This is a genomic window from Amycolatopsis sp. WAC 01375, assembly GCF_003947325.1.
Lineage (GTDB): Bacteria > Actinomycetota > Actinomycetes > Mycobacteriales > Pseudonocardiaceae > Amycolatopsis.
This window is the reverse complement of record NZ_QHHW01000048.1, coordinates 42,876-61,973: the sequence shown is the minus strand read 5'-3', so window position 1 is coordinate 61,973 and position 19,098 is coordinate 42,876. Positions and strand designations below refer to the sequence as shown.

Genomic DNA, 19,098 nt, shown 5'->3' with positions numbered 1-19,098 from the left:
CAGCCACCTGCCGGCCCTGCGGCGACGCCCTCGCCGCGGCGGGATCGGGCACGACCCGACCTGGGTCCGTCGATCAGGTACCGGGTGCCCCGACTCGACATCGAATCGCCCACCCCTGACCGCCACGGCGCCGGGCCGGCGGGCCGCGCGTCACAGCGGGGTGGGAAGAAGAAGCCGGCCGGCGGCGAAGTGGTGGTGAAAGCTGACCGCCGACAGGAAGGATCCACATGTCAGAGGTGGACACATGACCGCGGGAACGGGCGAGCAGGTGACCGATGCCGACCTGGCCGCCCGGTTGCCGCAGGACCCGGAACTGTTCACCGAAGTGCACGATCGCTACTTCGCGGCCATCTACCGGTATGTGGCCGGGCGGCTGGACGCGCAGACCGCGGAGGACATCGCCGCGGAGACGTTCCTCGTCGCGTTCGACCGGCGCGGCACGTTCGATCCTGAACGCGGTGAGGTGCGGGTCTGGTTGTTCGGCATCGCCACGAATCTGGTGGCCAGGCACCGCCGGAGGGAGGCTCGCCACTATCGGGCGCTGGCACGGGTGAACGTCGCACCGGCGGTCGAGGGGCACGAGAGCAGGGTGGTCGCGTCGGTGGCCGCCCGGCGGCTGCTTCCTCAACTCGCGAACGCGTTGTCGCGGCTGTCCGCAGGGGAACGGGACGTGCTGCTGCTCGTGGCGCTCGGCCAGCTCGGGTACGAGGAAGTGGCCGCGGCGCTCGGTATTTCCTCCGGCACGGTCGGTTCCCGGCTCAACCGTGCCCGCAAGAAGCTCAACTTCATCCTCACCCCGGAGGCACTCGATGAATGACCTGCAGACGCTGCGCACCGCGCTGGCATCGGACGGGCCGTCCCAGGACGTGGTCGACCGCAGCCGGCACCGGCTCCAGAACCGGATTCGCGGTGGCCGGACTTCCCGGCGGCGGTCCGGATGGCTGGTCGCGGGAGCCGGACTCGCGGCGGCCGCTGCCGTCGTGGCGATCGCCGCCATGCCGGCCGCACCGGTCGACGGTCCGCCGGTGCGAACGGTCAGTGGGCAGGAGATCCTGCTCGCGGCCGCCACCGCCGCCGAACGTTCCCCCGAGGGGGCCGGCAGCTACTGGCACGTGAAGGTGGCCGAGGCGGACGGCGCCGCTGCTTCGAGTGGGTACGAGTACTGGATCAAGCCGGACGGTCAGTCGTGGATGCGGGGAGCGAAGACGGGAGGCAAGGTCACGCCGTTGAAGCCGCAGTCGGCCACCCCGTTCTCGCTGGTCGCCGTCGATCTGACCCTCGAGCAGTTGCGTGCCCTGCCGACGGAACCGGACGCGTTGAAGGCCTGGATCGCCGAGGCCCTCGAGCGCAGTGACGCCAGGACGAGCGCGGGCGAACTCACCGCGAGCGACCGGGAACAAGCCGCTTTCCAGTCGTTGATCTCACTGGTGTCCACCCTGCCCGCCACGCCCGAGGTCCGGGCCACGGCTTTCCGCGTGATCGCCGACTACCCAGGTGTCGAAAACCTCGGCGCGGTGCCGGGCGGGCAGGGCCTGTCGCTGCCCACGGGTGAGCGGCTCGTCGTCGATCCGGAGACCGGACGGGTGAACGGCACTTCGATCTTCGTCACCATGGACGGGGCGGTGAACAAGGTGGCCAATCCCGCCGGCGCCAGGATCAACGCCGAGTGGACCAACACCCTGCCCGAATAGCGGATCGGTGACCGGGGGCCGTATCCCGCTCCCGGCCACTTCCGCGGCCCAAGTGCGGATGCGTCGCCGCCTACGGTGTCGCGCAGGATTTCGGTCATCGACCGCACCTGGAACGGGAGTTTCACTTGTCGGTGCTGCTGTCCCAAAGCGCAGAGAACGTAGACCGGGAAACAGGCGTGAGGCCGGGGTCGGCGAGGTCGAGTGCCTGGTCGGTGAGTCCGCCGGCGTCATCCTCGATATTCCGCCACCAGTAGCGGTGAACGGCCCCGGACGAATCCTGCTCGATCTGCTTGACGGCCACTGTCTCGTGGTCGACCACGATCGCTTCCCACAGCCAGCGGGCTCCTTCGTTGACCAGGCCTTCATGATCCACGTATTCGTAGTACTGGCGAAGCTCGGAGCCTCGTCCAACGCCCGATACCACGCGACGCTTGCCCGGAACGCGGATTCGGTCTCCGGTGGCCAGTGCCGTTGTGCTGCCAGACGCAGGTAGTGCGTCTCCACGTCCGCCGGAAGATCGGTCACTACCAGAGTATGCCGGTGGTATCGAGCTTCGCGCTCTCATGGCACCCCTTGACACAAAGGGGAGCCATGAGCGCGCGTTCGTGTATGCCGGTTGGCGGAGTGCCGGGTCGATGATTGAGGCGTACCCGAGCCATCCTCGTCGTGAACCGGCTACGCGGGCTTACTCCGTCGTAATGCCTGTTAAGGAATGGGTCTTTGGGCAGCGTGTGGCGGTCGTGAGTGTTGCCGACGGTCAGAACCGTCGGCAACACTCACGAGTCCCTTCATCAGTTTGCCGTAGTGCGTCACCCGAATGCCATTCGGTTGACCTGGTTTGTGCATTGCCCTATTTTGAAAGAAATGTTCGTAGATCGTATTGAGTAACATGCCCGATACGTCCAGCGACTCCCGATAGGCATCCACGATGACGTGGGCGCCTGTATTGTTCGGGAGGGACTTAGCGATGCGCCAACGATCTCGAAGATCTGTCCGTGCGGTCAACGTTCTGGCGCTGACCGCCGCGCTTGTGGTGACGCAGCTGCCCGGTATCGCCGCGGCCGCGCCGGTCGCGGGAAAGAACGTGCTCTATACGGCGGACGCCGATTTCGACAACGGGGTCTTGCAGGACGTCAATCACGACGCGCCCAACAACAACCAGCTGCAGCTCAACAGGTCGACGGTGTTCTTCCCGTACGTCAATGTTGCGGCTTCGGCCAGGGGAACCATGGTCCGCATCGACGTCAACACCGGCGCGATCGTCGGAGAATGGACATCGGCGCCCAGCGGTCGCGGGCACGACCCGTCCCGCACGACGGTCGACAAATTCGGCAATACCTGGTTGTCGAACCGCGCGGAAAACACCGGCGGAAAAGGCTCCGTGACCAGGGTCGGCGTGATTCAGGGCGGCACGCGCAGCAATGCCGACGGCACGCCGAACCCGGTCGGCGACTATCTCAAGGGCCCATTCGGGTACAACACCTGTGACGACCGGGACCTGGACGGCTTGTACGCCACCACCCGCGGTCTCGGCGACATCCGGCCATGGACCAACGCCGGTGGTGTCAACGACAACGGCGGCGTCAGCACAGCGGCCGACGAATGCATCATCAACTACACCCGTGTCACCGGAACGAACACCAGGACGGTCGCCGTCGACGCCAACAACGACCTGTGGACCGGCGGCGCCGACAACGATCACGAAAAGCTGATGGGAACGTCCGGGGATCCCGTGGCGGGCTCCCAGATCAACTTCGGCTGCGGCGGGTACGGCGGACTGATCGACAAGGCAGGCACGCTGTGGTCAGCGCGCTTCGGCAACAACCTGCTGCGCTACGAACCGGGTACCGGCGCCGGTGCCTGTCTCGACACCTCGCACGGTGACTACGGGCTCGGCATGGACCCGAACACCGGCGAGATCTGGCACACCACCGTTGACCGGTCCGCAGTGGTCAAGATGTCGCCGGCGGGCACCGTGCTCGGTACTTTCCCGCACGGCAACCAGTACGCACAGGGTGTCGCCGCGGACAAGGCTGGGAATGTGTGGGTCGCGCATTCGATACTCGGGGCGCAGACCACGGTCGGGCATCTCCGGACCGACGGTACTTTCGTGGGCAACGTGGCGCTGCCCGGCGGTGCCGGCCCGACCGGCGTCGCGGTGGACAGCAACGGCAAGGTGTGGGTCACGAACCTCAACACCAACAACGCCCAGCGCATCGACCCGGCCGCCGGGCCGATCGGCGGTGGCGGGTTCCCGGTCGGCGCGGTCGACCTGACCGTCGACCTCGGTGCGGGCGCGGGTCCGTACAACTACAGCGACATGACCGGGTCCGTGCTCGGTGAGATCACCGCGCCGCAGGGCACCTGGTCCGTCGTCCAGGACGGCGGCGTCGCGGGCCAGACCTGGGGCAAGATCACCTGGAACACCGAGCCGCAGGGCAGTGTCCCGGCGGGAACGAGCATCACCGTCGAGGCGCGTACCTCGGACACCGAAGCCGGGCTGGCCGCCCAGCCGTTTGCGGCGGTCGGCAATGGCGCCCAGTTCACCATGACCGGGCGCTACATCGAGGCACGTGCGACGTTGAAGGCGAGTCCCAGCGGGGCCAGCCCGATCCTGTCCGACCTGCGGATCCAAACTTCGGAACGGACCGGCGTTTTCTCCTGCCAGGCAACGGTTCTCAACCTGGCCGGATTGATGGTGACCAGGGCGAACCCGGCGGACGTGCCGTGTGCCGACGATCATCAGAACCTGGCGAACGTGAACCTGAACGCCGGTATCGTCGGTGTCCGGCTGAACGTGCTCGACGCCAGGACCGACCAGACACCCGACAGTCTCGCCGCATCGCCACCCGCTGCCGGTGACAACGCCTTCGCGGAGGCGAAAGTGGAGTCCTCGAAGGTCACCGCCGGCGCGATCATCCCGCTGGTGACGATCGAACTGGGCGTGATCAGGTCCACGGCGACGGCGACCTGTGTCGTCGGACCGGGTGGGCTGGTGCCGTCGCTGGCCGGTTCGTCGAGCATCGCCAGCCTGAAGATCAACGGGCTTTCGGTGGCGGTGGGCAGTGCACCACTGACGATCCCGCTGGCGGTCGGCTCGCTGCGGCTCAACAGCACCGTGACGACCGCGACAAGCGTCACCCAGCAAGCGGTCGCGTTGGACACCCCGCTCACCGACGTGGTGATCGGCGAGGCCAAGGCCAACGTCGAAGCCACCGCGGGCCACCCCGGCGGAAACCCCTGCCGCGTGTGACCACAGATTGACTCGTGAGTGTTCCGGGCGGTTCTAACCGCCCGGAACACTCACGAGCTTTTAGCCGCCGTTCGAGGGCCGCCAGGCCGGAGCCGCGGCCATGTCACGGGTGGATGCCGGCGCCGACTGATCTGAAGACGAACCCGAAGATTCCTCGGTAGACGGTCTCGTCGGTGATCAGAAAAGCCAACGACCTGGTCCGGCTGCAAGCCGATGACTGCGCCACTGCCCTGGAAGTCTGCAAAGAGGAACTGGCTGCCGCACTAGCCTCGGACCCGAAGTTCGGGCGATCAAGAGGACCGACGCGCGCATTCGTCACGGCCATTCGCGGTCCGCATGTCCCGCGGCGCCAGGAACCTCGTCGTGTACGTGTACGTGTTCGTCTCGTTGAGGTCGCACACGAGCATTGGCCCGGCGTAGGCCCCTTGTCCAGTTCGGCCGTCATCGCGTCGACAAAAATAGGCCGAAGTTGCAGAGATGCTCTCATCGGCACGACAGGACGCGACCTGCGGCCTGGCAGAGCGCGACTCGCGGCATGAGCGGACGCTAGGGCGGTCAGTAGCCGCGGGGATGAGCGGACAGCCAATCGATGTGTCGGCGCTTCATGGTGTCGCGTTCGGTGGTCGTGGATAGCAGGACGTCGGCGCCTCCGTCGTAGGGTGCGTGTATCCGGTCGACGGACAGATTGGTGATCATCACATCGGCGACGACTTCGTCTGCCACGTCGCGGAGCAGATCATCCAGCAAACCGGGCTGCCAAACTGTGCGGTCGACGTACAGGTGGGCATAGCAGGGGTCGGCGTCGTCTTCGTCGTCGAGCAGGGATCTCCAGTAGTGAGCGCCTGGAAGCTGGCGCGTGCGCCGTGGCGGCATTGCCTGAGGTTCGGGATCGTCGGACCAGTGGGTTGTGATGATCTGTATGTCTTGCCCATGGAACAGTTCGTCGAGGATCGAGTTGTGGCGATGCAGCACGACGTCGTACTCGGCTTCATGGTCGGGATAGCGCTTGGATTCCGGCAGGCTGTGGAAACGCACCCACCGATCGGGGAAGGCGCGGTTCACCATGTGGGACAAGGGAGGGCACCCGGGCCACTGCTGCCGCCATAGCGCTGACAGGTGGTCGTCCGACACGCGATCACCCTTCTCCAACTGCCAGTCGACTGAGGCTCCGCCTGCCATCGGGCTGACCGAGCCCGATGAACCTACGCGCGGAGCCCTCTACATGCAGCTCCTTATCCGCTCATCGGCATGAGCGCGCGCCGGGTGGCTGTGTATCGACCGCCTCGTGGCATGAGATGGCGTTGTAAACAACCTGTGCGCTCAATCGGGCAGCGATCCGGTGCCCAGGCTATGAGGCGAGTTCGGTGTGCTGCGGGGCGTGGGGGATGTGAGATGGTCGTAAGGTGACGAGAAGTGCTGCGGAGTTCGACCGCTGGTATGCGGATCGCGTCGAGTCGCCGGTTGCCGATGAACTTGTGCGGCGCATGCTTGGCCTTCCGCCGGACCTGCAATCCACCAGTCTGCTGAGCGGAGCCGGGCTCGATGAGGTTGTAACGGCGCTTGGCCTGTGTGGTGGGCAAGTTTTGCTGGATCTGGCGTGCGGTCGGGGAGGGTATGGGCTGGAGATCGCGCGGCGCAGCGGTTCCCGGGTTGTCGGCGTGGACTTTTCGGCGGTCGCCATCGAGCAGGCTCAGCGTCGAGCACAGACACTGGAGCTGGCGGATCAAGCCGACTTCCGGGTGGGTGAGCTGACCCGCACAGGACTACGCACGGCGTCGGTTGACGCCGTGCTCATCGTCGACTCCATCCAGTTCGCCGAGCCGAAGCTGGACGCTCTGCGGGAGTGCCGTCGAGTTCTCCTCCCCGGCGGACGCATAGTCGTCACCTGCTGGGAAGCTCTGGACGACACCGACGAGCGGCTGTCACCGCGAATGCGGCAACTCGATCTGCTCAAGCAACTACCGCGCGCTGGATTCGTGAACGTCGAGGTCACCGACAAACCGGCATGGCGTATGGCCGAACAAGCGCTGTGGCAGAAGGCGCTCACCATCGACGCCGACGATGACCTCGCGATGCAGTCGATGCAAGAAGAGGCACAACGAGTCCTGGCCACCTTCGACAGCTTGAGACGTGTCCTGGCCACGGCGTGCACGCCGTGGCCAGTTCACGCTTCGCCGGCGTAGCAGCGGCACCCCGCACCAGCGAGACGAACACCCGCTGCTGGCGACGACCAACAATCACTCCCAGGACAACGCCGTTCACCCCGGTGACGCTGCAGGCGAACGCACGCTCATCGGCATGAGCGCGCGTCGCTCCCCGTACGGCGGCAAATGAGTGCGTTTTGTCAGGAGCAGGGCTCCCATGCAACCCGCTCGGCACGTCGTCTCCACACCGGCCAAGGCCAAGCGTTGTGCCAACTCCGCGACGCCATGTCGCCCTCTCGGACCTCGACGCATCCGCCGGCAGTACGGATCACGCCGCACGTCCCGAAGCCGAAGTGGACACCAGCACCGGTTCCTCCCCGGAGATCCGCTTCCACTTCGTCAGCAGCCATCCGGCCAGGTACGGCAACGGCTGCACCATCACCACGCGGTGCGCGTCGGCCTTGTCCGTCCAGGGCGCCAGCATCGTCGGGTACGGCCAGAACAAGTCGCCCTCGCCGAGCAGTGGCGTCCACAAGGGCCAGCCCTTGTGGACGTCGGCGACAACGAGGACGTGGCGGCCCACGCTCCAGACCTGTCCGGTATCGGTGTCGTAGTCGGGTTCGCCCACGGTCACTCCGGCCAGCCGGAGCGCGTCCCCCTTGTCCAGCGGTGCTTCGCCCGCGCCGTCCCCGTCGTCGGTCTCTGCGGTAAGTGCGTCCTCCAGCGCGGCGAGGTCGTCGGCCTCGTAGCCGGTGAGGTCCAGCATTTGCGCTTCACCGAGGTCGTGCAGCATCTCCGCGAGCAGGTGGTCATCCCAGCCGCCCTTGACTGTCAGCTGATTCGACGCGATCAGATACGCCTCGGCGTCGTCGTCCGAACGCGACGCCCAGCGATGTTCCAGGCGGCGGCACCGGAGCCGTGGAAGTCGGTGTCGGTGGGCTCGGGCAGCTCGGCGCTGGAGACGATCACGGTCACGGGCGGAAGCCTTCCTCGGTGGGGCGCGCGGTTGTGTTCCTGGCGGCGTGCAGGAGCGGGATCAGGTCGGCGAGCATCGTCCGGACCGGGACGTTCAGCTGTGGCTCGGGAACGGCGAGTACGTCAGGGTTTCTGGCGGCTTCGGAGAGGGCCAGAAGGTCGCCCGCGGTCGTCCAGGTCCACCAGCGTCCGGGGTCGGCCGCGCCGTTGCGGCGCTGGACGACGATGCCGAGGTCGGCGCCGCTGGCCACGGCCTGATCCGCTGTGACGGTGAGAACGCGCAGGACGCGGGTGTCGCTGAAGTCTTCGACGGAGGTTTTGACCTGCCAGCAGATCCCGGGTGTCCCGTCGATATCGTCCCGGTCGCGGGAGTGGTGCTCGCCGGTTTTCCAGCCGGTGCGGACGGTCCGTTGCGCGTCGGGCCAGCCGTGTTCGCGCAGGTAGCGGGCGACGGCTTGTTCGGCGTCTTTGCCCTTGCGGTTGGCGGCGCGGCCGATTTCCGCGCGGCTTCGGCGATCCAGGGTGCTCATGCGGGTCCCCATTCCTGGTCGGCGGCGGAGGAGCCCCGGTTGTCGTAGAACCGGCTGGTCTCCTGGACGTCGAACACGGTCTTGAGGCGGTCGACGGCGGCGGCGAGTTCGGGCTTGGTGCCTTCGGCACGGATGCGCATCAGCCTGCCTCCAGTCCGGTGTCCTGTGTGGCCAGCCCGATGGCGAAGCCGGGGATGCCGAGTCCGAAGTCCGGGTCGGCGGAGGCGGGGCGCAGCGGTGCGCGGAGTTCGGTTTCGTCGACCGACACACAGGGCCGGTCCGGGAGGAGTCCGGCGGGGGCGCCGATCCAGCGGAACCGTTCGCCGCACTGGCCACAGTGGACGAGCACTTCGGCGGTGTAGGCGAGGGCGGGTCCGTCGTCGTCGGTGGCGGTGAGCCGGTGGACGTTGACGTCGGCGACGAACGCGTTGTGCTGGCAGGGGCGGTCGAGGTCGAGGGTGGTCATGATGGCTCCTGGTCGGTGGCCCAGCCCATGGTCTGGTTGAGCAGTTGCCGTCCGCGCTGGGCGCGCTTCAAGTCGTCGGCAAGCGGCGAGGCGCTCGCTGAGGACGATCCTCCAGGCTTACAGTCCTGATCTATTGGTCCAGTTTGAGTCGGCCGTCGAAGCGCGAGCGGACTGGGTCAAGAAGAATCGCAGGATCTTCGATGAGTGGTTTTCCTCGGATACAGGAACCCCTCGCGAAACTTACGAGATCATCCAAGGCATGAATCAGACATATAATGACCTTGTTCGCGCTGCAGAACTAGTTCGAGTTTACATCAGTGAGAACTTTCCCTTTCTAGCTGAATCGGGCTTGTGAACCCCATGTCAGCATGGTCGGCAGCTCTCGCGTCGCGTGGGTACGGTGCCCGCCGGGAACGGTGCGGGCCCGCGGCACACGGTCGCGGATGCTGGGGTGCACGCCGCGATCAGACTGTCCAGCCGCTCGAGCCCGCATCGGGCGAGGGGTACTGCCGCTTTGCTCGTTGTACTGGTGCAGTGCACATATTTGAGCATGCGCTATTCGGCCGCTCGTGCTGTCGTTCTCGAACGCATGTTCAGGCGTGGGTGGCGGAAGGTCGGCGGCACGGGAAGGTCGGGGCGCACCAACGACCGCGGCCTGTGACCTTCGGCCGGGATCGCTGTTCGCCTGTTTCCCTGCGGGCGGACTAAGAAGGCTGGGATGATCGCTCGTCGTGCAGCACGGTGTCGCCGTGGGCGGTCGACAACGGTGGGCATTACGTCGACCACGAAGGCTCGCCAGCATCGACTTCCTGAACACCGGCCGCCACCGGCCAGGACACCGATCGCGCTGACGTCGCACGGCGCTGAGATCTGGAATATCCCCCGTGAGAGCTACTCGGATCGTCCGCTCGCTGGTGATTCGCCGGCGTGGGTGCGCTTCTAGCGTTTCCTACGGGCCGCCCAACCGTGCGGCCGTGGTCAACCGGAGGTCACCTTGAACACGATGGCGAACGCGCGCACGGATCACCAGCCTGGGCGAACGGGCCGCATCTTGCGGTTTCCGCTCGTTTGGATGCTGGTCGGGATAGTCGGTGTGGGCGGGGTGTCGGCGCTGTCCTCGGGCGGGTCGCCGGTGCTGGCGGTCGTGGGTGCGGTTGCTGCGGTTGCCGTCTACTGGGTGGTCATGCGCTACGTCGCGCGGCGAAGCACGCCGGAGATCGCGAGGGCACGGGCCGGGATCCAGACGTTGCTCGGCATCGGGCTCGGCTTCATGTTCATCGCCGTGTCCGTGCTCATGGTGATCACCGAGTTCTCGTTCACCTGGGCGTCCGGGAGCGGAGTGGCGACCGTGGTGAGCATCGCGGCGGTGCAGCTCGGTGCGGCGGTGACCGAGGAACTGCTCTTCCGCGGTCTGTTGTTGCAGGGGCTGGAGCGGCTGTGCGGCAGCTGGGCGGCGCTGACGATCACCGCGGTGCTGTTCGGCGCCATGCATCTGGCCAACCCCGGCGCCACGTTGTGGACCGGGTTCGCGATCGCCGTCGAGGCCGGCGTCCTGTTGGGCGCAACTTTCCTGTGGCTGCGCAGCATCTGGGCGGCAGTCGGCCTGCACTTCGCCTGGAACACCACCGTCGGGCTGCTCGGCCTCCCGGTCTCGGGTCACGCGTCGCCGGGTTTGCTGGTCGCCGAACCGACGGGCCCGGAGTTGGTGACCGGCGGCCAGTTCGGCATCGAGGGGTCGATCGTTCCCGTCGTTGTGAGCCTACTGCTCGCCGTGCCCATGCTTATCGCCGCTCACAAGCGCGGCAACCTCGTGCCCGTGCGGCGGCGCTAGGCTCGCCGAATGCTTGCCAGCGCGGCATCCCGCCTCAGCACCGCACTCGACGGGTGGCGACACCTTCCATCGTCCATCAAGGACGGTGTGTTGGCAGCGGTGTTGACCGTGCTGGCATTCGCGCCGACCGTCGCCCATATCGGGCCGGAGATCGGCGATCTCCCCAGGCGCGAGACGGGCGGCATCGGCGCGATGGTCGGTGTGGCGCTGACGCTGGCGATGTGCCTGCCGCTCGTGATACGCAGCCGTATGCCGGCAGTGTGCCTGTCGGTCATCGGTACCGCGTTCGCTATCGGTCAGGTGCTGAGCTACCCGGACACGTTCGGCAAGATCGGAATTCTTCTGGCGTTGTACGCCGCCGGCGCGCACCTGGCGCGGTTCCGCCGGGGGCTTGCCGCAGTGCTGACCGCGGGTTATGCGGCGCTCACCGTGGCACTGCACAACCTTGGCTCACCGCAACGGTTTCCGGATTTTCTCGCGTTCTATCTCGTGTTGGTGGTGATCTGGCTGGCTGGCACCGGCATGCGTCGATGGCGGGCGGAGGAGGCTGAACGGAGACGGCTGGCGGGCGAGGTGGCCGCGGCCACCGAGCGGGCACGCATCGCTCGGGACCTGCACGACGTGGTCACACATCACGTGACCGCGATGGTGGTTCAGGCCGACGCGGCGCAGTTCCTGCTCGACTCCGCGCCGGAACGAACCGGGACAGGCCTGCGCGCCATCAGTGACACCGGACGCCGGGCGTTGACGGAACTGCGGACCCTGCTCGGCATTCTCGAGGCGACCGGCGAGTCCAGGACCGCGGACCGGACGCCGGCCATGGGAAAGGTCGCTGATCTGGTCGAACAGGCCCGGCTGTCCGGTCAACCCGTCGAGTGGACCGAGCAGGGCGAGCAACTACCTCGGTCCGTCGACGTGGAGCTGACCACCTACCGCGTGGTACAAGAGGCGCTCACCAACGCGCTCAAACACGCGACCGGAAACCCGACCAAGGTCCTGGTCCGACACGGCAAGGACCAGATCGAGGTCGAGGTGATCACCCTCGGTCCCGCCATCGGCGGCACGGCCACACCCTCCGGTGGCCGGGGCCTGACAGGACTGCGGGAACGGGTGCGCATGCTCGGCGGAGACCTGATTTCCGGCGGCCTGCCCGACGACGGCGGCTTCCGCGTCTGGGCCATGATTCCAGGGAGCCCGACATGACCGAGCCGATCCGGGTGCTGATCTGCGAGGACCAGGAACTGGTGCGCACCGGGTACGTCACCATCTTCTCCTCGCAACCCGACATCGCGGTCGTCGGCGAGGCGGCCGACGGCCGCGCGGCGGTGGAGGCCGCGCGAAGGTTGCGCCCCGATGTGATCGTGATGGACATCCGCATGCCCGTCCTGGACGGCATCGAGGCGACCCGCCAGCTGACCGGTCCCGGTGTCGAGGCACCGGTGAAGGTGCTGGTCGTCACCACGTTCAACGTCGACGAGTACGTGTACGAGGCACTTCGCGCCGGCGCCAGCGGGTTCCTCCTCAAGGACACGCCGCCGGCGCAGCTGGTCGACGGCGTCCGCACGATCGCCCGCGGCGAGTCCCTGCTGGCCCCCGCGGTCACCCGAAGCCTCATCGGCCACTTCGCCGAACGGCTCCGCCCCACCGACACCTCCCGCCCCGAACGAGACACCGTCGTGCGGGCACTGACCCCCCGCGAGCTGGAAGTGCTCGAACACCTCGCCGCCGGCCTGTCCAACGCCGAAATCGCCGCGGAACTGGTCATCTCCACCGAGACGGTGAAGACCTACGTGTCCCGGATCCTCACCAAACTCGACCTGCGGGATCGCGTGCAAGCAGTCGTCCTCGCCTACCGGATCGGCCTGGTATCCGGCACAGACTGACACCCGCCGATTCCACTCGGGGAGGTCCTGTCACAGGCTGTTCCAGAAGTCCGTCAGCATGCGTGCCGCCCGCGCCGGGTGCTGAAGCATCCACCAATGACCGAGTCCGTCGAGATCGACGGCGTGAGCACCGGCACGCCGGGCGGCTCGGTGGCGGAGAGCGACGCTGCCACCCGTGAGGTCCTCGGTGGCCACGGGGATCAGCCCCGGGCTGCCCGTAGCCGCAGCCAGGTCTCGTCCGCGCTCACGCAGTACCTCCGGAGGTATCGACCGGTACAGCGCGAGGATGGCCTTGCCCATTTCCGGTCCTTGGGCCGCTGCTACCTCGCTGGCCGTCGGTTCGGGGATGCCCCACTCGACCATGCGCCTTGCCCGGTCTCGGTTGCCTCCCGAAAAGAGTTCCTGGATGTGGCGTTCTCCGATGCCCGGCGTTTGCCAGAGTTTCGCGATCTCGTGCCAGGTGTAGTCCGGTTCGTAACCTCCGATGGTGTCACTGACCCAGCTACGCAGCAGGCCGGGACGAGTCATCGCCACTTCGAGGACGTACCCTCCGCTGAGGCTGTGGCCGACGAGGTCCACGGGTGTGTCGAAGCGGGACAACTCGTCGATGAGCCAGTCCCGATACTCGAGGAAGGTGGCCCCGAATCCGGAGGGAAGTGGCGCCCCGAAGCCCGGAGGAGGAAGCAGAACCGCCTCCCGCTGCCGTGATTCGGGCAGCTCACTGATCAATGGAGTCCACACAGCGGGAGTCACGGGGACTCCGTTAACTAACACGATGGTCATAGCTCGAGGACACCAGTGGCCCAGGCAGCTGTCCAAGACTTGGTTCGCACCTCATGATGCAGTATCCGCATAACGAGTACGCTGCGTACGTGACTCCCGACTTGGATCTGAGGCTGGTCCGGTACTTCGCGGTCGTCGCCGAGCACCTGAACTTCGCTCGTGCCGCCGAGGAGTTACGGGTCGCCCAGCCCTCGCTGAGCCGTCAGATCCAACGGCTGGAGAACGCCCTCGGCGTGCGTCTGCTCGAGCGCACCCCCCAAGGCAGCAGGCTCACCGCGGCCGGTGCGGCGTTCCTGCCCGAAGCGCAGGGGTTACTGCATCGTGCCCGGAACGCGGTGCTCACCGCACGTGACGCGGCGCCTGCGCGCACGATCACCATCGGGTACGTCGACGACCTGGTCGTCACGCCCGCCGTACGCGCCCTGCGCCGCCGCCACCCTGACGCCCACGTCCGGACCCGCCACCTCGACTCGAAGGACGCCGACGCCGTCCTTGACCGGCGCGTCGACGTTCTGGTCACCCGCACCCCGCTGCCGATCCCGGCCGAGGAACTGGATCTGGCGGCTCTCTACGCCGAGCCCCGAGTCCTGCTCGTGACGTCCTCCCACCGCCTCGCCGGCAAGGAATCGGTCAGTGCCGCCGACATCGCAGCGGAACCATTAGTCGGTTGTACAGGCATGGGCTCCGACTGGACGAGCTTTTGGCGGCTCGAACCCCGGCCGGACGACGAACCTGCCCCGCTCGGCCCCACCGTCGCCGAGACCTACGACGACAAACTCGAAGCCATCGTCGAGGGCACAGCCATCGCCGTCATCCCTGCCCACGACCGGCGCTTCACCCTGCGCCCCGATCTGGTCACCGTTCCCATCGACGGGATCGAGCGTTGCCAGGTGGTCGTCGCGACCCGCGCCGCGGACACCAACCCTCTCGTCTCGGAGTTCGTCCAGTTCGCCGAGAGCCTTCTCTCCCGCGAGTCGTGAACACCGGGCCTTCTCGTCATGCAGCTCCTGCATGACGAGGTGCGAAACAGGTCTTGGACGGTCCCATCGGCAGTCGGTTTGCTGAACGCATGACCGTCGACTATCGCACCCAAACCATTCTGCTCACCGGAGCGAGCTCCGGCATCGGAGCTGCCTTCGCCCGGGCGCTGGCCGCGCGCGGCTCGAACCTTGTGCTCGTCGCCCGGCGCGTCGAGCGGTTGGAGGCGCTCGCCGACGAGCTGCGCCGCGCTACGAGCACCCGGATCGAGGTGATCTCCGCCGACCTTTCCCAACCGGCCGTCGCCAGTGAGCTCCGCCAGGCGGTCGGCGACCGAGGTGTCCACGTGACGAGCCTGATCAACAACGCGGGGTTCGGGTCGTTCGCTCCGTTCGCCGAAGCGGACGCCCGGCACCTCACCGCCGAGATCGCCGTCGATGTGATGGCGCCGGTACAGCTGACAGCCGCGTTTCTGCCAGAAATGATCAGGGCAGGCAACGGCTTCGTACTCAACCTCGCCAGTGTCTCCGCCTACCTGCCCTCTCCCCGGATGGCCGTCTACGGCGCCGCGAAAGCCTTCGTGCTCAGCTTCACCGAATCACTCTGGACGGAACTGCGAGGTACGGGCGTCACCGCGTTCGCCGTCTCGCCCGGCGCCACCGCCACCGAATTCACGACCGGGATGGGTCCGGACGCAGGAGTGCTGACCGCCGGGAGGCTGCGTACGCCCGAGGACGTCGTCGCCACAGCCCTGAATCACCTCGACCGCCGAAATCCCGGGCCGACCGTCATCGACGGGCGTTTCAACCGGCTCGGTGTGCTCTCCAGCCGACTCATGAGCCGACGTCGCAGCGCTCGGACGATGGCCCGCGTCTTCGACCCCGGCCGCCTGTCCGCCTCGCAGCCCGCCCGATGAACGTGCTGAACCCGAAGCCGTTTCCAAGTCTAAATCGACTCGATGACAGCACTCGCGCATATGAGGCCGCGGGACGAAACGCTTCAACGCTGTCGTCCCCGGCGGTTCAGGCCTCTGGTATGCGTGCTTCGAGGTATGAGGTCCAGTCATGGCCTGCGCGTTGGTTCCACTTCACGGCGGTCTCGATCTCGATTCCGGTGAGGTGGCCCAGCACCGAGGCAGGTAGCCGGGTGGCGAGGGCGAGGCGTGCGCTGTTGCGAGCTGCGAGCACCGGGATCCCGTGTTCGGCCAGGCGATGGCATAGTGCATTGGCTGTCATTGGTCGTGCTGCTGTCGTCCCGGGGAACAGTAACGGGGACTGGTGCTCTACCAGGCCTAGTGCGTCGTGAGGTGCGGGTGGCTGAGCGGCGAGACGTTCTAGGAGAGTGACCAGCCGTGGCGGAAGGGCGAGGTGGTGGTCGGCGAGCCTCAGAAAGGTACCGGTGGGTCCCGTGATCACCTGGTCTTGGTGCAGCCGTACGGTCGTAGTGACGGAAAGTCCAAAGAGGAGTGTGAGAACGCCTGCGACGCGCACGGGAAGCGGGATGTCTTCTTCGTCGAGGCACCGGCGTAGCTGGACCAGACGTTCGTTGTCGTTGAGCAAGGAAAGACGTGCCGGGTACTGGGAATGGAGTGCGGACTTCCTGGGGAACTAATCCGTGTGTCCGCGCCCAGGTGATGAACGGGTACAGGTACCGGTAGTGGCCGCGGCCGCTGTCGAGCCACTCGTCCACAAGCGACTGGGAAAGATCTACGAGGGCGAGATGTCGGCTGTCGAGCCATTGCAGGAGTCGGGCGGCGGCCAATACGGTGGAGGGAATAGTCGTGGGGGCGCTCTGGCCGACACCGCGGCGGTGGGCGGCGCGCCGTGCTTTCGGCAGCAGATACCAGTGAGCGAACGAGCCGAGAAGCCGGAGGTGATGTGGCGGTGCCTGCGCCATCAGGTGGCGCAGCCACGGGTCTATTCGGTCGATGTACTCCGTGTCGCGCTCGGGCAGGACAGCGCAGCGCACGAGAAGGTCCCGAACCTGGTTGACCGTCCGGGAGAGCGGCAAGGTGTCGAGATACTCGTGGGTGATGGGGATGTCGTCGAGGACCAGCTGGCGAAGCAGCCGGCTGGATTTCGCCTTGGTGAGCCAGCTGATCATCGCCGACGGTTTGTCGCTGGCGACGAGCTTCGCGTGAAGAGGCTGCCACCGGACGGCGATGGTGCCGTCCGGCTGCGACAGCAGCCCGGTGACCTGGTCCGCGAGCGCGCATCGATGGCAGGTGCGCGCCGTGTAGTTGTCGCCAGTGGTACCGCAGGTACGGCAGGCGAAGGTGAGCGGACTGCCTGCACAGGGGCCGCAGATCCGTGCGCCGTCCGCGCCGGAACCGATGAGCGGCAGCACGGTGCCGCAGGCTGCGCACGGCGTCTTGGCCGAGATCACTTTCCTATGGCAGCACGCGCAGACGGCGCCGAGCGGCCAATAAGCGCCGAGGCGCGAGACCTTGCCGCACAGCGCGCACGGCAGGTAGGTGATTCGGCGGGCGCGTCGCCGCGGTATGGCGTTCTGAGGTTTCGTCGCGCGCGCAGGCGGAGCAGAGCGAGCGCCGCGCCGACAGGGTGAGCAGATCGGCCCTTCGGGAGTGACGGTCTGGCGGCCTCCTAGCGTGCCGCAGCGCGAACATGGGGTCTGGCGGTTGACGCAGCGTGCGCACCATCGGCCCTCGGGTGCGATATGAGGCAAGAAGAAGGTCGCTTGCCCGCATGCCGAGCACAGGGGGCGTGCGATGGGCGCTCCCGTGTGGACCGAGAGCAGGTGCGCCAGTGGCAGATAGCCGGAAGGGACGGTCGACCTTGCGGTGGTCAGTGCGTCGTCGTGGTCGTTCAAGAAGGCGACGAGGTCAGGGATCTCCTCGATGGCGATCCGCGACGAGTTCAGCAATAGCCGCAATTCCGTGCCGCTCAGGTGGGGCAGTGCCTGGCCAGAGCGCTCAAAAGTCGGGCCGATTCCTCCGGCTCACCAACAGGGTTCGGTCGGGTCATGACAGATCCGGGCGGCGGATGGTGCTGCGGCGGACGTTCGGGACTCGTTTCGCTCCCGCGGCCTTCGCCGTCGACGCGCCGGTGGCTTTGATCTCGATCAGGTCGTTGGGTGCGCAGTCGAGGATGTCGCACAGGCGGCGAACACATCCATCGACAGCCGCTGAGGTGGTGTCGTGACCAGCCGGTAGATCTGCTCACGAGACAGGACGATTCCCCGCTCGGCCAAGGGCTTGACCAGATCCGAGGTTTGGAACATCCCGCGTTCGGCCATCCGCATGCGCAGATGCCACTCGAAGGTCATCTTCTTGGTCACGGTGCCTCCCACATGAACGGCGCGAAGGCGCCGAGTGCCTGGTGCATCAGCCGGTTCCGGTACTCATCCGACACATCGGTGTAGATCGAGGTCGTGCTGGGATACGCGTGGCCGACCTGTTCCTGGACGAACCGCGGCGGGTACCCGAATTCCACCAGGTGTGTCACGTACGAATGGCTTGTCTCCGCAATCGTCGTGTGCGGTCGGGTGCGAGTGGCGTTTGAGCAGTGCCGCCCTCGGCCGGGCGTTCGCAACAGTCTTGCTTTAGGTGTGTGGCGATTCGGCCGAGTCCGTGTGGTGTAGATCATGTCGCTAGTCGTCCTGTTCGGGGCAGGTGCGTGGCCAACCCGGGATCGATCAGCCCGAGCCAGGCGTCCTGGTCGTCAGCCAGCGGATGCTGCAAAGGAAGCGGGTGGAAGTGGCAGGCGAACGTCATGCCGGTGTCGCTGCCGATCCCCTCAACACGATGTATCCAGTCATCGGCTGTGTCGGTGGGGGCCAATAGATGGAAGTAAGTGGTGCGGCGTGGTTGTCCAGTTTCGGGGTGAGGTTTGTCCTCAGTCGTCAACGCCCGGACGATCGTGACGCCAGTCACCCCTGTTTCCTCGGTGACTTCTCGCAGCACTGCCGTCGGGAGGTCTTCGTTGGCGTTCACTCCTCCGGCTGGAACCTGTTGTCCGGCTTCGGGGAGGTCGATGTGCTCGAAGATCAGAAGTTCGGGCTGTGGTCTCGGACGGATGACGTAGGCGGCGACACGGATTCTTGGCGGGGCGGCGATCATGGGGATGCTCCTGTCTTCGGATCGTGCTCAACTGCATGGACCGGTGGTGCGATTTCGAGTGCGCAGGTGACGAACGGGCTGGGTTGTGCCGAATGTTGCCCGGAGGCGGGTGATCTCATCGTGCTGTGCGGCGAGACGGGACAGAGCTTGGGTCTTGAAGTCGGTGAGTTCCTCGATGGTGCTGGTTGCCTTAGCCAGGCGCTGCTTCAGCGCGGTGATCTCATTCTTGAGGCGGGTGATCTGAGCGTGACGGGGGTCGGGCTGCTCTCCGGCCTTTTGGAGGCTTCGCAGGCGCCGTTCGAACTCGGCGCGCAGGTGGGCGTAGGGCCGGTTGCCGTAGAAGGCGGTGCGGTCGACGTCCGCCTCGGCGGCGAGGGTCTTGATATCGCAGTGGCCGCCGGGCGGGATCTCGCCGCGTAGGAGCCGGTCCATGGCAGCGCGGATCCGGTTCTCGTTGGCGGTGCGCTGTGCCGCGGTGATCCGCAT

22 protein-coding genes are annotated in these 19,098 nt (G+C 66.6%); 10 read left to right on the top strand and 12 right to left on the bottom strand.

Annotation, left to right across the window (positions count from 1 at the left end):
- Positions 1 to 244: 244 nt before the first annotated feature.
- On the top strand, positions 245 to 817 hold the full coding sequence (locus DL991_RS32475; protein ID WP_125788168.1) for an RNA polymerase sigma factor: 573 nt from the start codon (positions 245 to 247) through the stop codon (positions 815 to 817).
- Positions 810 to 1,691, top strand: a complete 882-nt coding sequence (locus tag DL991_RS32470; protein WP_125788167.1) for a CU044_5270 family protein — start codon at positions 810 to 812, stop codon at positions 1,689 to 1,691. The genes DL991_RS32475 and DL991_RS32470 overlap by 8 nt, the downstream gene beginning before the upstream one ends.
- A gap of 121 nt (positions 1,692 to 1,812) precedes the next feature.
- Here the strand turns inward: DL991_RS32470 and DL991_RS32465 are convergent, their stop codons facing one another.
- Positions 1,813 to 2,064, bottom strand: coding sequence for a hypothetical protein (locus DL991_RS32465; RefSeq protein WP_125788166.1), 252 nt, complete (start codon positions 2,062 to 2,064; stop codon positions 1,813 to 1,815).
- A 594-nt stretch (positions 2,065 to 2,658) separates the two neighbouring features.
- Here DL991_RS32465 and DL991_RS32460 point away from each other — a divergent pair.
- A complete protein-coding gene (locus DL991_RS32460; RefSeq protein ID WP_199746344.1) occupies positions 2,659 to 4,944 on the top strand; it encodes a hypothetical protein in 2,286 nt (761 codons plus the stop codon).
- A 555-nt stretch (positions 4,945 to 5,499) separates the two neighbouring features.
- On the opposite strand, the gene DL991_RS32455 is transcribed toward DL991_RS32460, so the two are convergent.
- Positions 5,500 to 6,009 (bottom strand): hypothetical protein, encoded by a 510-nt coding sequence (locus DL991_RS32455; protein ID WP_199754176.1) that lies wholly within the window; start codon positions 6,007 to 6,009, stop codon positions 5,500 to 5,502.
- Between the two features lie 338 nt (positions 6,010 to 6,347).
- Here DL991_RS32455 and DL991_RS32450 point away from each other — a divergent pair, with 338 nt between their 5' ends.
- Positions 6,348 to 7,127: a class I SAM-dependent methyltransferase gene (locus tag DL991_RS32450; RefSeq protein WP_125788165.1), complete on the top strand. Its 780-nt coding sequence runs from the start codon at positions 6,348 to 6,350 to the stop codon at positions 7,125 to 7,127.
- A gap of 289 nt (positions 7,128 to 7,416) precedes the next feature.
- On the opposite strand, the gene DL991_RS32445 is transcribed toward DL991_RS32450, so the two are convergent.
- The 5 genes from DL991_RS32445 to DL991_RS32435 are packed head-to-tail and all read right to left on the bottom strand — an operon-like array spanning position 7,417 to position 9,059.
- The gene (locus tag DL991_RS32445; protein ID WP_125788164.1) at positions 7,417 to 7,881 is read right to left on the bottom strand and encodes a hypothetical protein; all 465 of its coding nucleotides are present in this window, start codon (positions 7,879 to 7,881) and stop codon (positions 7,417 to 7,419) included.
- Positions 7,882 to 7,937: 56 nt separating this feature from the next.
- Positions 7,938 to 8,063, bottom strand: a complete 126-nt coding sequence (locus DL991_RS43830; protein ID WP_255433400.1) for a hypothetical protein — start codon at positions 8,061 to 8,063, stop codon at positions 7,938 to 7,940.
- Positions 8,060 to 8,593, bottom strand: a complete 534-nt coding sequence (locus DL991_RS32440) for a hypothetical protein (protein WP_125788163.1) — start codon at positions 8,591 to 8,593, stop codon at positions 8,060 to 8,062. The genes DL991_RS43830 and DL991_RS32440 overlap by 4 nt, the downstream gene beginning before the upstream one ends.
- Positions 8,590 to 8,733, bottom strand: coding sequence for a hypothetical protein (locus DL991_RS42740; protein WP_158632709.1), 144 nt, complete (start codon positions 8,731 to 8,733; stop codon positions 8,590 to 8,592). The genes DL991_RS32440 and DL991_RS42740 overlap by 4 nt, the downstream gene beginning before the upstream one ends.
- Entirely contained in the window at positions 8,733 to 9,059 is a 327-nt protein-coding gene (locus DL991_RS32435; protein ID WP_125788162.1) for a hypothetical protein, read from the bottom strand. Before DL991_RS32435 ends, DL991_RS42740 begins: the two co-directional genes overlap by 1 nt.
- A 1,072-nt stretch (positions 9,060 to 10,131) precedes the next feature.
- Between DL991_RS32435 and DL991_RS32430 the strand changes: the two genes are divergently transcribed.
- From DL991_RS32430 to DL991_RS32420, 3 genes are read left to right on the top strand one after another with little or no spacing between them, the layout of a single operon-like run.
- Positions 10,132 to 10,890 carry a CPBP family intramembrane glutamic endopeptidase gene (locus tag DL991_RS32430; RefSeq protein ID WP_233599132.1) on the top strand — a complete coding sequence of 253 codons (759 nt, stop codon included), beginning with the start codon at positions 10,132 to 10,134 and terminating at the stop codon, positions 10,888 to 10,890.
- Positions 10,891 to 10,899: 9 nt separating this feature from the next.
- Entirely contained in the window at positions 10,900 to 12,093 is a 1,194-nt protein-coding gene (locus DL991_RS32425; RefSeq protein ID WP_125788160.1) for a sensor histidine kinase, read from the top strand.
- Entirely contained in the window at positions 12,090 to 12,773 is a 684-nt protein-coding gene (locus DL991_RS32420; protein ID WP_125788159.1) for a response regulator transcription factor, read from the top strand. Before DL991_RS32425 ends, DL991_RS32420 begins: the two co-directional genes overlap by 4 nt.
- Before the next feature lie 30 nt (positions 12,774 to 12,803).
- Here the strand turns inward: DL991_RS32420 and DL991_RS32415 are convergent, their stop codons facing one another.
- On the bottom strand, positions 12,804 to 13,556 hold the full coding sequence (locus DL991_RS32415) for an alpha/beta fold hydrolase (RefSeq protein WP_125788158.1): 753 nt from the start codon (positions 13,554 to 13,556) through the stop codon (positions 12,804 to 12,806).
- 89 nt (positions 13,557 to 13,645) lie between these two features.
- On the opposite strand from DL991_RS32415, the gene DL991_RS32410 reads away from it, so the two are divergent.
- The 3 genes from DL991_RS32410 (at position 13,646) to DL991_RS42735 (ending at position 16,674) form a co-directional block, all read left to right on the top strand.
- Positions 13,646 to 14,536, top strand: coding sequence for a LysR family transcriptional regulator (locus tag DL991_RS32410; protein WP_233599130.1), 891 nt, complete (start codon positions 13,646 to 13,648; stop codon positions 14,534 to 14,536).
- 89 nt (positions 14,537 to 14,625) lie between these two features.
- On the top strand, positions 14,626 to 15,450 hold the full coding sequence (locus tag DL991_RS32405) for an SDR family oxidoreductase (protein ID WP_125788156.1): 825 nt from the start codon (positions 14,626 to 14,628) through the stop codon (positions 15,448 to 15,450).
- A 1,071-nt stretch (positions 15,451 to 16,521) separates the two neighbouring features.
- Positions 16,522 to 16,674: a hypothetical protein gene (locus tag DL991_RS42735; protein ID WP_158634482.1), complete on the top strand. Its 153-nt coding sequence runs from the start codon at positions 16,522 to 16,524 to the stop codon at positions 16,672 to 16,674.
- 941 nt (positions 16,675 to 17,615) lie between these two features.
- Here DL991_RS42735 and DL991_RS32400 read toward each other — a convergent pair.
- The 4 genes from DL991_RS32400 to DL991_RS32385 are packed head-to-tail and all read right to left on the bottom strand — an operon-like array spanning position 17,616 to position 19,098.
- Positions 17,616 to 17,831 carry a helix-turn-helix transcriptional regulator gene (locus DL991_RS32400; protein ID WP_199754172.1) on the bottom strand — a complete coding sequence of 72 codons (216 nt, stop codon included), beginning with the start codon at positions 17,829 to 17,831 and terminating at the stop codon, positions 17,616 to 17,618.
- Positions 17,828 to 18,139, bottom strand: coding sequence for a tyrosine-type recombinase/integrase (locus DL991_RS43825; protein ID WP_125788155.1), 312 nt, complete (start codon positions 18,137 to 18,139; stop codon positions 17,828 to 17,830). The genes DL991_RS32400 and DL991_RS43825 overlap by 4 nt, the downstream gene beginning before the upstream one ends.
- A complete protein-coding gene (locus tag DL991_RS32390; RefSeq protein WP_125788154.1) occupies positions 18,136 to 18,612 on the bottom strand; it encodes an NUDIX domain-containing protein in 477 nt (158 codons plus the stop codon). Before DL991_RS32390 ends, DL991_RS43825 begins: the two co-directional genes overlap by 4 nt.
- Positions 18,613 to 18,639: 27 nt before the next feature.
- On the bottom strand, positions 18,640 to 19,098 hold the full coding sequence (locus tag DL991_RS32385) for a hypothetical protein (protein WP_125788153.1): 459 nt from the start codon (positions 19,096 to 19,098) through the stop codon (positions 18,640 to 18,642).